Origin of the sequence: Actinomadura syzygii (assembly GCF_008085905.1) — a bacterium.
GTDB lineage: Bacteria > Actinomycetota > Actinomycetes > Streptosporangiales > Streptosporangiaceae > Spirillospora > Spirillospora syzygii.
On record NZ_VSFF01000012.1, the window covers coordinates 410,697 to 425,086 of the forward strand.

Genomic DNA, 14,390 nt, shown 5'->3' on the forward strand with positions numbered 1-14,390 from the left:
GACTCGACGCGAGTAGGAAGGACCAGAACCCTGCCACCCATGCCGGAGGGTCCGGCGCCGGCCCCCGTGATCCAGCGTCTGCGCGTCCGCTACACCAAGCGGGGCAGGCTGCGGTTCACGAGCCACCGCGACATATCCCGGGCCGTGGAACGCGCCGTCCGGCGCGCCGGGATCCCTGTGGCGTTCAGCGCCGGATTCACCCCCCACCCGAAGATCTCGTACGCGGGTGCGGCGGCGACAGGGGTGGCCAGTGAGGCCGAGTACCTGGAGATCGGGCTCACCGAGACCCGCGACCCTGCGCGGGTTCGGGCCGATCTCGACGCGGCCCTGCCCCCCGGGATCGACGTCGTGGACGTCGTGCCGGTAAGAGCGGGACGCGACGGCGACGCGCGGCACAAGCCGGGCGCTTTCGCCGATCGGCTCGAGGCGTCCGAATGGCGGATCCGGCTGGACGGCGTGTCGCACGACGACGCGGCCGCCGCCGTGGCCGCCTTCACGGCCGCCGAGAACATCGAGGTCGAGCGCCTCACCAAGAAGGGACGGCGCCGTTTCGACGTGCGCGCCGCCGTGTCCGCATTCGAGCTGGACCGGCGCGCCGCGGAGGCGGCGGATGCCCCTTGTGCGATACTTCGAATGGTTGTTCGGCATTCCAACCCGGCCGTACGACCCGACGACATCCTCACCGGACTGCGCCAGGTCGCCGACCTCGCGCCGCCGTCACCCCCACTGGTGACCAGGCTGGCGCAGGGGCCCCTCGACGCGGAAACCGGTGGCCTCGCGGATCCTCTGGATCCCGACCGGGAGATCGGCCTGCCGTCCGGCGAGGACGCCACGACGGCCGGCGGCCAGGAGCGGCCGCAGCCCGGGGACGCCGCGAGCGTGGATGCCGTCAGCGCCTGACCGTGAGACCGAAGCCGTGGCGACACGGAACCGGTCCCGCAGGGTACGGCGGGCGCACCCCCGACGACTTCGTCGTCGTGGCCGGACCACGGTCCGGTGATGACGGCGCCGATGACTGACTGACGGAGTGCTCCCGCGCGGCGCACCGTCTCGTTCCGCCCCTCGGCGGGACGGGCGGACGCGCCCGGGAGCCTGACGGGAGATTGCCCGGATGCTTGAGAACGAAGCGGATTCGGCCACGGCCGACGGCACGGAGAACGAGAACACCGGCGGCGCGGACGCCACGGAGAGCGCCAAGGGGAGCGCCGCGAGCGCCCAGTCTCAGAGCGCGGCCGACAACACGCCCGGGGCGGACGACGCCGCGGGCGACGCGGCGACCGGACGGGCGCGACGCGCGAGCCGTCCCGCCGGGCCGCCGCCCGACGTGGAGGAGACCCGCGCCGAGCCCCCGGCGGCGGAGTCCACGCCCGCGTCCGGCGACGGCGAGGCGGCGGACGAGCCGCCGAAGCGGGCCACCCGGACGCGCAGCCGCGTCCGCACGCGGAGCGGGAAGGCGGCCGAGACGGCCGAGGCCGTCCCGATGACCGGCGCCGAGACCTCCCCGGACGCCGAGACCGAGCCCGAACCCAAGAGCGAGCCCAAGAGCCCGTCCAAGGCCAAGGCGAAGGCCGAGGCCGCCGAGTCGGCGGAAGGCGCTGAGGAGACGTCCACGCGGCGCACCCGCACCCGGCGGCGCTCGACGACGGCGGCGTCCACGGCGTCCGCCGCGCCGTCCACGCCCGCCGTGCCGCCGGTTCCGGAGGTGCCCGCCGTCCCGGTCGCGGGAGCGGCGCCGTCCACCGGCCAGGTGTCGGAGACCGAGCCCGCGAGCGGCGTCGGGATCCCGGGCGTCACGTTCCAACCGCCGATGGTCGTCTTCCAGCCGCCGCAGCCGACCGCCGAGCCCGCTACCCGCCCGGCGAAGAGCGAGCGGCCCGAGCGCGACGAGCGGGACGAGTCCGCGGAGCGCGACACCGGCGACGACGAGCACGACGACGGGCCGTCCGACGAGGACGACTCCGACGACCGTCCGTCCCGCCGGCGCCGCCGCCGCGGCGGACGCGGCCGCGGCCGGGGCGGCAAGGAGGGCGGCGAGGACGAGGCCCCCGCCGAGGAGCCGAAGGACGAGCAGCCCAAGGAAGAGCCCGCCAAGCCGGCCAGGGGCAAGAGGGAGGCGGCCAAGAAGGAGGCCGCCAAGAAGGACGCGAAGAAGGACAAGCCCGCCAAGGCCAAGGAGTCGAAGGCCGAGGACGCCGAGGACGCCGAGCACGACGGCGACGACGAGGACGACGAGTCCGGGTCCGGGACGAGCCGCCGCCGGCGCCGCCGCAGGCGCCGTTCCGGGGTCGACGGCGACGGCTCGGGCGGCACCGACGATCCGCCGAACACCGTCGTGCACGTCCGCACCGCGCGGGAGGCCCGCGCCGCCGCCGAGGACGAGGTCCAGTCGGTGCGCGGCTCGACCCGGCTGGAGGCGAAGAAGCAGCGCCGCCGGGAGGGCCGCGAGCAGGGCCGCCGCCGGCCGCCGGTGATCACCGAGGCCGAGTTCCTCGCGCGCCGCGAGTCGGTCGAGCGGGTCATGGTGGTGCGGCAGGAGGGCGAGCGCACGCAGATCGCCGTCCTGGAGGACGACGTCCTCGTCGAGCACTACGTGAACCGCGCGACGCACCAGTCGTACGTCGGCAACGTCTACCTGGGCAAGGTCCAGAACGTGCTGCCGTCGATGGAGGCGGCGTTCGTCGACATCGGCAAGGGGCGCAACGCCGTCCTGTACGCGGGCGAGGTCAACTGGGACGCCTCCGGCCTGGAGGGCCAGCCGCGCCGGATCGAGTCGGCGCTGAAGTCCGGGCAGTCGGTGCTCGTCCAGGTGACGAAGGACCCGCTCGGCCACAAGGGCGCCCGCCTCACCAGCCAGGTCTCGCTGCCCGGCCGCTACCTCGTGTACGTCCCGGACGGCTCGATGACCGGCATCAGCCGCAAGCTCCCCGACAAGGAGCGCAGCCGCCTCAAGTCGATCCTGAAGAAGGTCATGCCGGAGAACGCGGGCGTCATCGTCCGGACGGCGGCCGAGGGCGCGACGGAGGAGGAGCTGTCCCGCGACGTGTCGCGCCTCGCCGCGCAGTGGGACAACATCCAGAAGAAGGTGAAGACGGCCTCCGCGCCGTCGCTGCTGTACGGCGAGCCCGACCTGACGATCCGGGTCGTCCGCGACATCTTCAACGAGGACTTCTCCAAGCTCGTCGTCTCCGGCGACGAGGCGTGGGACACGGTCTCCGACTACGTCCAGTACGTCGCCCCGCACCTCGCCGACCGCGTCGAGCGCTGGACGGGCCGCCAGGACGCCCTGTCCGCGTTCCGCATCGACGAGCAGATCGCGAAGGCGCTCGACCGCAAGGTGTGGCTGCCGTCCGGCGGCTCCCTGGTGATCGACCGCACCGAGGCGATGACGGTCATCGACGTCAACACCGGCAAGTTCACCGGGCAGGGCGGCAACCTGGAGGAGACCGTCACCCGGAACAACCTGGAGGCGGCCGAGGAGATCGTCCGGCAGCTCCGGCTCCGCGACATCGGCGGCATCGTCGTGATCGACTTCATCGACATGGTGCTGGAGAGCAACCGCGACCTGGTGCTCCGCCGCCTGGTGGAGTGCCTGTCCAGGGACCGGACGAAGCACCAGGTCGCCGAGGTGACCTCGCTCGGCCTCGTGCAGATGACCCGCAAGCGGGTCGGGCAGGGCCTGGTCGAGGCGTTCTCGGAGACCTGCGAGTCCTGCAACGGGCGCGGCATCCACGTCCACCTGACCCCGGTCGAGCCCAAGGCGGAGAAGGCGGCGGGCAAGGAGACCGGCCGCCGCCGTCGCCGCAAGGGCGAGGTCGAGCGCGCGGTCGAGGAGAAGCTCGCCGAGCACGAGTCCTCCCGGACGCCCGAACCCGAGCCGACGCCGGTCGAGGTCGTCGAGGTGGCCGAGCCGGAGCCGGTCGAGCCCGTGGTGACGCGGCCGCGCCGGTCGCGTCCGGCGAAGCGCCCGGCGGGCCCGCCGCCGGAGATCGACGCCGACGAGCCGCCCGCGCAGGCGGCGGTCGAGGCGGCGCAGGCCGCGGACGAGACGGCCGACACCGCGCCCGGCACGCTCGACTCCGCCGAGCCCGAGCCCGCCCCGGACGTCCGGCCCGAGCCGGTCGCGGAGCCCGCGGCCGAGGTCGCGGACGCGGCGGCCGAGCCGGAGCCGGTCTCGAACGGCGCCGAGCCGCCCGCCGACACGTCCGCGGACACGGCCTCCGACACAGCCTCCGACGCCGGGCCGGTGCACGCCGACCTGACGGCCGCCGAGTCGAACGGCACCGAGTCGAACGGCACCGAACTGAACGGCACTGCGCCTGCCGAGGCCGCGGCCGAGTCCGACGACGAGGAGGAGGCGCCGGGTCGCCGCCGCCGCGTCCGCCGGACCCGCGCCACCGCACCGGCGTCCGCCGAGCCGGACGTCACCGCCGACACGTCCACCGACTGACCCGCGAGATCCGGAACCGGGCGGACGGCATCCGCCGTCCGTCCGGGGCCGGGGTCACCGGCGGGCCGCGATCCCCGGTCCCACGGCCGGTCGGCGGATTCGCGGCCTCCTGAGTCAGGTATCATTCTTCAGGTTGGGCACGTCTCGACGTGTCCGGCGACGACGAGCCGCAGGCGCGTCACTCCGAAATCCGCATCGCGAACCCCGTTGGGGCGTACGGTGCGTCCCCGCCGGTCCGGCGGGGGTCAAGCAGAGAGCATCAGAGGGCCCCCTCTGGTGTGCCGCCCTCGGCCCCGTGCCGGGGGTAGGCCCCCGTCCGGGGGCTGGTACAGCCACGTGCGGGACCGGTTCAGTCCGGAAGCGCGCGAAGACGAAGGGTTTCCGCGGTGTACGCGATTGTCCGCGCAGGCGGCAGGCAGGAGAAGGTCGCCGTCGATGACGTGCTGACCGTCGACAAGCTGGCCGGCGATGTCGGCTCCACCGTCACGTTCCCGGCCGTGCTGGTCGTGGACGGCGACGACGTGATCAGCGGCTCGGCCGACCTCGCCCGCTACGAGGTGACCGGCGAGATCCTCGGCGCGGTCAAGGGGCCGAAGATCAACATCATGCACTACCGGAACAAGACCGGGTACAAGCGGCGCATGGGTCACCGCCAGCCGTACACCGAGGTCAAGATCACCGGTATCAAGGCCGGGAAGTAAGGGAGCGGTCTCATGGCACACAAGAAGGGCGCGTCGTCCAGCCGTAACGGTCGCGACTCCAACGCCCAGCGCCTCGGCGTGAAGCGGTTCGGCGGCCAGGTCGTGAACGCGGGCGAGATCATCGTCCGGCAGCGCGGCACCCACTTCCACCCCGGTCCCGGCGTCGGCCGCGGCGGCGACGACACGCTGTTCGCGCTGGTCGCGGGCGCGGTCAAGTTCCGCCGTTACCGCGGGCGCAACGCGGTCAGCATCGTTCCCCCGGCGGAATAGTCCGCCTGGGTTCTTCACGTTTCGGAAAGGGCGGACCGGTTCGATCGGTCCGCCCTTTCGCTGTTCTCATCGAGGAGAGAGAGTCGTCGTGGCCGCTGGAGCGGGATCGGGCGCGCAGTTCGTCGACCGGGTGGTCGTGCACGCCGCCGCCGGGAAAGGCGGCAACGGCTGCGCGTCCATCCACCGGGAGAAGTTCAAGCCGCTCGGCGGCCCGGACGGCGCGAACGGCGGGCGCGGCGGCGACGTCGTCCTCGTCGTCGACTCGGGCGCGGCGAGCCTGCTCGAATACCACCGCCGCCCGCACCGCAAGGCGGGCAACGGGCGGCCGGGCCAGGGCGGCCACCGGACGGGCGCGGACGGCGTCGACGTCGTCCTCGCCGTCCCGGACGGCACGGTCGTCAAGGAGGGCGACCGCGTCCTCGCCGACCTGGTCGGGGAGGGCACCCGGTTCGTGGTCGCGCGCGGCGGGCACGGCGGGCTCGGCAACGCGGCGCTCGCGACCGCGAAGCGGAAGGCGCCCGGATTCGCGCTGCTCGGCGAGCCGGGCGACGAGCGCGACGTCGTCCTGGAGCTGAAGAGCGTCGCGGACGTCGCGCTGGTCGGGTTCCCGAGCGCGGGCAAGTCGTCGCTGATCGCGGCGCTGTCCGCGGCCAAGCCGAAGATCGCCGACTACCCGTTCACGACGCTGATCCCGAACCTCGGGGTGGTCAGCGCGGGCGACACGACGTTCACGGTCGCCGACGTGCCCGGCCTCATCGAGGGCGCGAGCGAGGGACGCGGCCTCGGCCTCGACTTCCTCCGGCACATCGAGCGGTCGTCCACGCTGGCGCACGTCCTCGACTGCGCGACGATGGAGCCGGGCCGCGATCCGGTCAGCGACTTCGACGTCATCGAGCGGGAGTTGCAGGCTTACGACCGGGTGCTCGGCGACCGTCCGCTGTCGGACCGTCCGCGTATCGTCGTGCTGAACAAGGTGGACGTCCCCGACGGGCGCGAACTCGCGGAAATGGTGCGGCCCGAGTTCGAGGCGCGCGGGCTGCGGGTGTTCGAGGTGTCGGCGGCGACGCACGAGGGCCTCCGCGAGCTGTCGTTCGCGATGGCGGCGATGGTGGCCGAGTACCGCGCGTCGCTGCCTCCGGCGGAGCCGACCCGCCTGGTCATCCGTCCGGAGCCGGTCGGCGACGGCGCCGACTTCGAGATCCGCGACCTGGGCGACAACACCTACCTGATCACGGGCGCGAAGCCGGTCCGGTGGCTGCGGCAGACCGACTTCGCCAACGAGGAGGCCGTCGGCTACCTCGGCGACCGGCTGGCCCGGCTCGGCGTGGAGGACGCGCTCGGCGAGGCTGGCGCGAGCGCCGGCGCGACGGTCCTGATCGGCACCCTGGACGACTCGGTCGTCTTCGACTGGGAGCCGGAGGTCCCGGCGGGCGACGTCGCCCCGGGCCCCCGCGGCACCGACCGCCGCCTCGACGGATACCGCTAGCCCTCCGGCCCGGGGGTGTGGGTCGCTTCCCAGAAAGGCAGGGCAGGATGAGTGAGCGCGAGGCGGTCGCGAAGGCCCGGCGGCTCGTGGTCAAGGCGGGGTCGTCCTCGCTGACCACGCCGGACGGGACGATCGACGCGAACCGCATCGACGCGCTGGTGGACGTGCTCGCCGCCCGCCGCGCCGACGGCACGGAGATCGTGTTCGTGTCGTCCGGCGCGATCGCCGCCGGTCTCGGGCCGCTCGGCCTGACCAGGCGGCCGCGCGAGCTGGCGACGCAGCAGGCGGCGGCGAGCGTCGGCCAGGGCCTGCTGTTCGCCCGGTACACGTCGTCGTTCGCCCGGTACGGGCTGACGGTCGGGCAGGTGCTGCTCACCGCCGACGACATGATGCGCCGCTCGCACCACCGCAACGCGCAGCGCACGCTCGGCCAGCTCCTCGCCCTCGGCGTCCTGCCGATCGTGAACGAGAACGACACCGTCGCCACGGACGAGATCCGGTTCGGCGACAACGACCGGCTCGCCGCGCTGGTCGCGCACCTGACCCGCGCGGACGCGCTGGTCCTGCTGTCGGACGTGGACGCCCTCTACACCGGCGACCCTAGGCGCCCGGACTCCAGGCGCGTGCCCGACGTCCGCGGCCCGGACGACCTGACGGGCGTCGAGCTCGGCGGGTCCGGCCGGGTCGGCACCGGCGGAATGATCACCAAGGTGGAGGCGGCCCGGATCGCGGGGATCCCGGTGGTGCTGACGAACGCGGCGTCCGCCGCGCGCGCGCTGGCGGGCGAGGGCGTCGGCACGCTGTTCCACCCGGCGGAGGGGCGGCGCATGTCGTCCCGGAACCTGTGGCTCGCCCACGCCACCACCGGCCAGGGGCGCGTCACGCTCGACCCGGGCGCCGTCGACGCGGTCGTGCACCGCCGCAAGTCGCTGCTTCCGGCCGGTGTGACGGGCGTGGACGGCGACTTCGCCGCGGGCGACCCGGTCGACCTGTGCGACACCGCCGGACGGGTCGTCGCCCGCGGGCTGGTGAACTACGACGCGTCCGAGCTGCCCGAGCTGATGGGGCGTTCGACGCGCTGGCTGGCCCGCGAGCTGGGCGCCGAGTACGAGCGCGAGATAATCCACCGCGACCACCTGGTCGTCCTTACGGGAGGGGACACGCGATGAGCGACAGCGAGGCCGAGGAGTTCCTGCGGGTGGCGCGGCGCGCCAAGGCGGCCGCGGCCGGACTGGCGCCGCTGCCCCGCGCGGCGAAGGACGCGGCGCTGCACCGCATCGCGGACGCCCTGGTCGCCGCCGCGCCGGAGATCGTCAAGGCGAACGGGGCGGACGTCGCGCGGGCCCGGGAGGGCGGCACGTCCGAGTCCATGATCGACCGGTTGAGCCTGTCGGAGGAGCGGATCGCGGCGGTCGCGGACGCCGTCCGGAAGGTCGCCGCGCTGCCCGACCCGGTCGGCGAGTCGGTGCGCGGGAACGTCCTGCCGAACGGGCTCGACCTGCGGCAGGTGCGGGTGCCGCTCGGGGTCGTCGGCATCATCTACGAGGGCCGCCCGAACGTGACCGTGGACGCCGCCGCGCTCTGCCTGAAGAGCGGCAACGCGGCGCTGCTGCGCGGCTCGTCGTCGGCGTACGAGTCGAACACGGCGCTCGTCGGGGTGATGCAGGAGGCGCTCGCCGGGTCGGACGTCCCGGCGGACGCGGTGCAGCTCGTCCCGGGCACGTCCCGCGAGTCGGTGAAGCACCTGATGCGGGCGCGCGGCCTGGTGGACGTGCTGATCCCGCGCGGCGGCGCGGCGCTGATCAACTCGGTGGTGGAGGGGTCGACCGTCCCGGTGATCGAGACGGGCGTCGGGAACTGCGCGGTGTACGTGGACGCCGCCGCCGACGTCGGCATGGCCGTCGACATCCTGCTGAACGCGAAGACGCAGCGTCCGTCGGTGTGCAACGCGGCGGAGACCGTCCTCGTGCACGCGGACGTCGCGGACGCGTTCGTCCCGCGCGCGCTCGACGCGCTGCGCAGCGCGGGCGTCACGGTCCACGGCGATGACCGCATCCGGTCATACGGCGACGATGTCGTCGCCGCGACCGAGGACGACTGGCACGCCGAGTACCTGTCCCTCGACATCGCCGCCCGCGTCGTCGACTCCCTCGACGACGCCGTCGCGCACATCCGCGAGTACGGCTCGGGCCACACTGAGGCGATCGTCACGACGTCGCAGCCAGCCGCGCGCCGGTTCGTCGCGCTGGTCGACTCGGCGGCCGTGATGGTGAACGCCTCGACGCGCTTCACCGACGGCGAGGAGTTCGGCTTCGGCGCGGAGATCGGCATCTCGACGCAGAAGCTGCACGCCCGCGGGCCGATGGGGCTGCCGGAGCTGACGTCCACGAAGTACGTGGTCACCGGGGACGGCCACGTCCGCGGGTAGCGTCCGCTTCACCCAAACGCGCCAGACTTGCGGCATTCTTGCCATTGATGTCACGTTGACGGTCGTGGTGTGATTCACGATTGTGACCCGTGAGTACACCCGCCGCCGCGTCCTGAAGGGCGCCGCCCTCGGCGCCGGGCTCGCCTCCGCAGGACTCGTCGCGTTCCCCTCGCGACCCGCCCGCGCGGGCGCCCCGGCGCCGCGCGGCCCCGTCGCCGGCACCACCCTCGACCGGACGTACCTGCTCGGCGCCCCCGGCGCGGGCGGGTACCGCCTCGTGACCGCGGGGCCCGGCGAGCCGCACCTGCTCCGCCGCGACCTCGGCGGCGCCGCGTCCGCCCGGCGGGCCGCCGCCCGCCGCGGCCTCCTCGCCTTCGGCCAGCTCACCGACGTGCACATCGTGGACGCGCAGTCCCCGGCCCGCGTCGAGTTCGTCGACCGGTTCAAGGACGTCCTCGACGTCCTGCCCGTCGAGGGCGCGTACCGGCCGCAGGAGATCCTCACCACCCACGTCGCCGAGGCGATGGTCCGGGCGGTCAACGCCGTCGGCCGCGGCCCGGCGACCGGGCTGCCGCTCGCGTTCACCATCAACACGGGCGACGCGGCGGACAACGTCCAGTACAACGAGGTCCGCTGGATCATCGACCTGCTGGACGGCGGCCGGATCAGCCCCGACTCCGGCGACCCGAACCGGTACGAGGGCGTCATGGACTGGACGTCCTACGACCGCGCGTTCTGGCACCCGGAGGGCCCGCCGCCCGGCGCGGACGCCGACCTCCCCATCGCCGAGTACGGCTTCCCGCGCGTCAAGGGCCTGATCGACGCGGCCCGCCGCCCGTTCCAGGCGACCGGGCTCGACTCGCCCTGGCTGGCGGTCTTCGGCAACCACGACGGGCTCGTCCAGGGCAACCTGCCCGTCAGCCCGCTCATCTCCGGCCTCGCGACCGGCGGCATCAAGATCGGCGCCCCGGCGGACGGCGCCCAGGCCCAGCGCCTCGCCCGGATGCTCGCCGAGGCCGACGCCGCCGAGCTGATCCGGCTCAGCCGGGAGCAGGGCGGCGCGGGCGGGCTGTTCCGTCCCGTGACGCCCGACCGGAACCGGCGGATGCTCGGCCGCCGCGAGGTCGTCGCCGAGCACTTCAAGACGACCGCCGCCCTGTCCGGGCACGGCTACACCCTCGCCAACCTCGTCGACGGGACGGCCTACTACGCCTTCGACCGCGGCGTCGTGCGCGGGCTCGTCCTCGACACCGTCAACCCGAACGGCTACTCGGACGGCTCCCTCGACCGGAAGCAGTTCGCGTGGCTGGAGTCCCAGCTCAAAGCCGCGAGCAGCCGCTACCTCGCCGCGGACGGCTCCGCCGTGAAGCACGCGGTGAAGGACCGGCTGGTCGTCCTGTTCAGCCACCACCCGATCGGGTCGCTGAAGAACGGGCTCGGCGGCGACCGCGTCCTCGGGGACGAGGTGCTGGCGCTCCTGCTCCGCTTCCCGAACGTCGTCCTGTGGGTGAACGGCCACACGCACCGGAACCACGTCATCCCGCACACGCGACCGGGCGGGGGAGGGTTCTGGGAGGTGAACACGGCCGCGCACATCGACTTCCCCCAGCAGAGCCGGATCGTCGAGCTGGCCGACAACGGCGACGGCACCCTGTCGATCTTCGCGACGGTGATCGACTCGGCGGGGCCCGCGTCCTACGGCGGACGGCTCACCGACCCCGTCCGGCTGGCGTCGCTGTCCCGCGAGCTGGCGGGCAACGACTGGCAGGAGCGGGACGAGCACCGCCGCGGCGAGGCCGCCGACCGCAACGTCGAACTCCTCGTCCCGGCCCCCTTCTAGGCACGCGAAAGGGCCGCCGCGCGTCGCGACGGCCCTGGCCCGTGCTCTCAGTTCCTGTCGGTCGGCCCGTCGTCGCGCCGGGTGAACCGGTCGAACAGCCCGCCGGCCGCCCCCGCCGCCGCGTCCGCCATGTCGCGGACCTTGCCCACGAACGGGTCGGCCGTCCGCTCCCACGACTCCCGGTAGGAACGCGCCGCGTTCTTGATCTCGTCCGAGACGGACGCGTCCCCGTCGCCGTCCCGGCGCGGGTAGTCGCCCGCGAGGATCCGCTCGTACTCGGCGCTCTTGCCCCACCGGTCGATCTCGGCGAACCGGATCACCGCGTACGGGTGCGACTGCCCGAGCAGGTTCAGGAACTTCAGCAGCCCGTCGCGGACGTCGCCCGCCGCGTCGTACTCCCGCGCCTGCTGCAGGAACGCCTCACTGCTCATCTCGCTGAGCCGCGTCCCGCCCGCGAGCTTCATGTTCACCCGCTTGGCGGCGTCGAGGTCCTGCCCGACGAGCAGCCCCGCCCGGTCGGACGACAGCTCGGCCTTCCGGAACCACTCCCGCAGCCCGATGATGATCGCGGCAATCCCGATGTTGCCGAGCGGCAGCCACGCGAGCCGCGACCCGAGCTGCAGCAGGATCTGCATCATCGTCTGGTACACCGCGTGCCCGGACAGGATGTGCCCGACCTCGTGGCCGACGACGAAGCGCAGTTCCTCCTCGTCCAGCAGGTCGATCAGACCGGTGTTCACCACGATGAACGGGTGGTCGGAGCCGAGCGCCATCGCGTTGGGCGTCGGATCCTGCCGGACGTACAGCTCCGGCACCTCAGGCATGTCGAGGACGTAGGAGGCGTCGCGCACCATGTCGTAGAGGTTGCGGAACTGGTCCTCCCCGACGCGCACCGTCCCGCCGAGGAACATCAGCCGCAGCGACCGCTCGTTGACCAGCCCCGACAGCTTGCGCAGGACGACGTCGAACCCGGACAGCGAGCGCAGCGCCACAAGCGCCGAACGGTCCGCCGGGTGTTCATAGGCCCGGGAACTGATCCCCGGGAACCGCGCACGTACTCGATCCGGTGTGTTCTCCGTCATGTCTGGCATGGTAGTTCCGACGAACCACCTTGCCGCAGGGTTCCCCGGCGTGGGAGCCTCGTCCGGCTCCGGTCGTCGCCTGGGAGGCGCTTCATGTTCGACCCCAAAGCCGAGGCCATGTCGCCGGACGAGCGGGCCGCGCTGCAGCGGCACCGGCTGTGGGGGCTGGTCGATCGGCTGCTCGCCGCGGACGGCGTCCAGGGGCGGCGGCTCAAGGAGGCCGGTGTCGGCGGCGGCTCGGACGTGACGCTCGCCGGGCTGCGCGAGCTTCCGTTCACCACCAAGCAGGACCTCTGGGACAACTACCCCTTCGGGATGCTCGCCGTGCCGCGCGACCAGGTCGCGGCCGTGCACGGGTCGAGCGGGACGCGCGGACGCCCCACGCTCGTCGCCTACACCAAGGCCGACCTCGACCTGTGGGCCGCGATGTGCGCGCGGTCGCTGTCGTGCGCGGGGGCGTCGCCGGGGAGCGTCGTCCACAACGCGTACGGGTACGGGCTGTTCACCGGCGGGATCGGGATCCACCAGGGCGCGGTGGCGCTCGGCGCGACGGTCGTGCCGATGTCGGGCGGGATGACCGACCGGCAGGTGCGCATGCTCGCCGACCTGCGCCCGGACGTCCTGACCTGCACGCCCGCGTACGCGCTGCGGCTCGGCGAGGCCGTCGCCGAGGCCGGTGTCGAGCTGCCCGCGCTGAAGGCCGGCCTGTTCGGCGCCGAACCGTGGTCGGAGGAGCTGCGCGCCGCGATCGAGGACGTCCTGCCGGTCAAGGCCATGGACATCTACGGCCTGTCCGAGGTCATCGGGCCCGGCGTCGCCACCGAGTGCCTGGAGCAGGACGGCCTGCACGTCAACGAGGACCACTTCATCGTCGAGGCCGTCGACCCGTCGAGCGGCGTCCCGGTCGAGGACGGCACGCCCGGCGAGCTCGTGTTCACGACCCCGACGAAGCAGGCGCTGCCGCTGCTGCGCTACCGGACCGGCGACATCGCGTCCCTGAACCGGGGCGAGTGCGACTGCGGGCGGACGCTCGTCCGGATGAGCAAGGTGCTCGGACGCGCCGACGACATGCTCGTCGTCAAGGGCGTCAACGTGTACCCGAGCGAGGTCGAGCGGGTGCTGCTCGGGTCGGGGCTCGTCCGGCCGCACTACCAGCTCGTCGTGGACCGGCGAAGCCCCGCCGCGCGGCTGCTGGTGGCGTGCGAGGCGCTGTCCGGCGACCCGCGCGCGGAGCTGGCGCACCGGCTGCACGAGTCGCTGGGGCTGACCGCCGAGGTGTTCGTGCTGCCCGCGGGCACCGTGCCGAGGACGGAGGTCGGCAAGGCCGTCCGCGTCGTGTCGTGGGAGGACGGCGGCCCGCCGCTGCGCGGCCTGTCCTGAGCCGCCGCCCCGGACGTGCCGGGCCCCGGCCGGGCTGACTATTCTCGTCGCCATGACGCAAAAGCGGCGGCTGGGGATCATGGGCGGCACGTTCGACCCGATCCACCACGGGCACCTCGTTGCCGCGAGCGAGGTCGCGCACTTCTTCTCGCTGGACGAGGTCGTGTTCGTGCCCACCGGCCTGTCGTCCCACAAGGAGGGACGCAAGGTCGCCGCCGCCGAGGACCGCTACCTCATGGCCGTCATCGCCACCGCGTCCAACCCGAGGTTCTCGGTCAGCCGCGTCGACATCGACCGCCCGGGGGCCACGTACACGGTCGACACGCTCCGTGACATGCGGCAGGTCCAGGGGCCCGACGCCGACCTGTTCTTCATCACCGGCGCCGACGCCCTGGAGAAGATGCTGACCTGGCACGACACCGACGAGCTGTTCGAGCTGGCGCACTTCGTGGGCGTCACGCGCCCCGGGCACCGGCTCGCCGACCCCGGCCTGCCGAACGGGCGGGTGTCGCTGATGGAGGTGCCGGCGCTGTCGATCTCGTCCACCGAGTGCCGCGAGCGCGTCCACGCCGGGGAGCCGATCTGGTACCTCGTTCCGGACGGGATCGTCCAGTACATCAACAAGCGCGACCTCTACCGGGAAACGGCGGCCTGAGCAGGCCGTCCGGCCCGGGACATACGCTGGAGTCGGAAGCGGCCGCCCGGGCACGGCGGTCGAACATCAACAAAGGGGACCGCAGGCCGCCACCCGTGAGA

The 14,390-nt window shown here is 73.4% G+C and carries 11 protein-coding genes; 10 read left to right on the forward strand and 1 reads right to left on the reverse strand.

Going from position 1 to position 14,390, the window contains the following annotated elements; all coding sequences use genetic code 11:
* The first annotated feature begins 39 nt into the window (after positions 1-39).
* The 8 genes from FXF65_RS31845 (at position 40) to FXF65_RS31880 (ending at position 11,172) form a co-directional block, all read left to right on the forward strand.
* Positions 40-900 (forward strand): TIGR03936 family radical SAM-associated protein, encoded by an 861-nt coding sequence (locus FXF65_RS31845; protein ID WP_148353735.1) that lies wholly within the window; start codon positions 40-42, stop codon positions 898-900.
* 211 nt (positions 901-1,111) lie between these two features.
* Positions 1,112-4,447, forward strand: coding sequence for a ribonuclease E/G (locus FXF65_RS31850; RefSeq protein WP_148353736.1), 3,336 nt, complete (start codon positions 1,112-1,114; stop codon positions 4,445-4,447).
* 386 nt (positions 4,448-4,833) lie between these two features.
* Positions 4,834-5,148, forward strand: a complete 315-nt coding sequence (rplU, locus tag FXF65_RS31855) for a 50S ribosomal protein L21 (protein WP_148353737.1) — start codon at positions 4,834-4,836, stop codon at positions 5,146-5,148.
* Positions 5,149-5,160: 12 nt separating this feature from the next.
* Complete coding sequence (gene rpmA / locus FXF65_RS31860; protein ID WP_148353738.1) at positions 5,161-5,418, forward strand: 50S ribosomal protein L27; 258 nt, start codon at positions 5,161-5,163, stop codon at positions 5,416-5,418.
* Between the two features lie 88 nt (positions 5,419-5,506).
* The gene (obgE, locus tag FXF65_RS31865; protein WP_148353739.1) at positions 5,507-6,904 is read left to right on the forward strand and encodes a GTPase ObgE; all 1,398 of its coding nucleotides are present in this window, start codon (positions 5,507-5,509) and stop codon (positions 6,902-6,904) included.
* Between the two features lie 47 nt (positions 6,905-6,951).
* Positions 6,952-8,073 (forward strand): glutamate 5-kinase, encoded by a 1,122-nt coding sequence (gene proB, locus FXF65_RS31870; RefSeq protein ID WP_148353740.1) that lies wholly within the window; start codon positions 6,952-6,954, stop codon positions 8,071-8,073.
* A complete protein-coding gene (locus tag FXF65_RS31875) occupies positions 8,070-9,332 on the forward strand; it encodes a glutamate-5-semialdehyde dehydrogenase (protein ID WP_148353741.1) in 1,263 nt (420 codons plus the stop codon). The genes proB and FXF65_RS31875 overlap by 4 nt, the downstream gene beginning before the upstream one ends.
* Positions 9,333-9,414: 82 nt before the next feature.
* On the forward strand, positions 9,415-11,172 hold the full coding sequence (locus FXF65_RS31880) for a TIGR03767 family metallophosphoesterase (RefSeq protein WP_148353742.1): 1,758 nt from the start codon (positions 9,415-9,417) through the stop codon (positions 11,170-11,172).
* A 47-nt stretch (positions 11,173-11,219) separates the two neighbouring features.
* Here FXF65_RS31880 and FXF65_RS31885 read toward each other — a convergent pair whose 3' ends face one another.
* Positions 11,220-12,254, reverse strand: coding sequence for a M48 family metallopeptidase (locus FXF65_RS31885; protein WP_148353743.1), 1,035 nt, complete (start codon positions 12,252-12,254; stop codon positions 11,220-11,222).
* Positions 12,255-12,347: 93 nt separating this feature from the next.
* Between FXF65_RS31885 and FXF65_RS31890 the strand changes: the two genes are divergently transcribed.
* Positions 12,348-13,634 carry a phenylacetate--CoA ligase family protein gene (locus FXF65_RS31890; RefSeq protein ID WP_222868831.1) on the forward strand — a complete coding sequence of 429 codons (1,287 nt, stop codon included), beginning with the start codon at positions 12,348-12,350 and terminating at the stop codon, positions 13,632-13,634.
* A gap of 52 nt (positions 13,635-13,686) precedes the next feature.
* Complete coding sequence (gene nadD / locus FXF65_RS31895) at positions 13,687-14,289, forward strand: nicotinate-nucleotide adenylyltransferase (RefSeq protein ID WP_148353744.1); 603 nt, start codon at positions 13,687-13,689, stop codon at positions 14,287-14,289.
* Positions 14,290-14,390 lie beyond the last annotated feature (101 nt).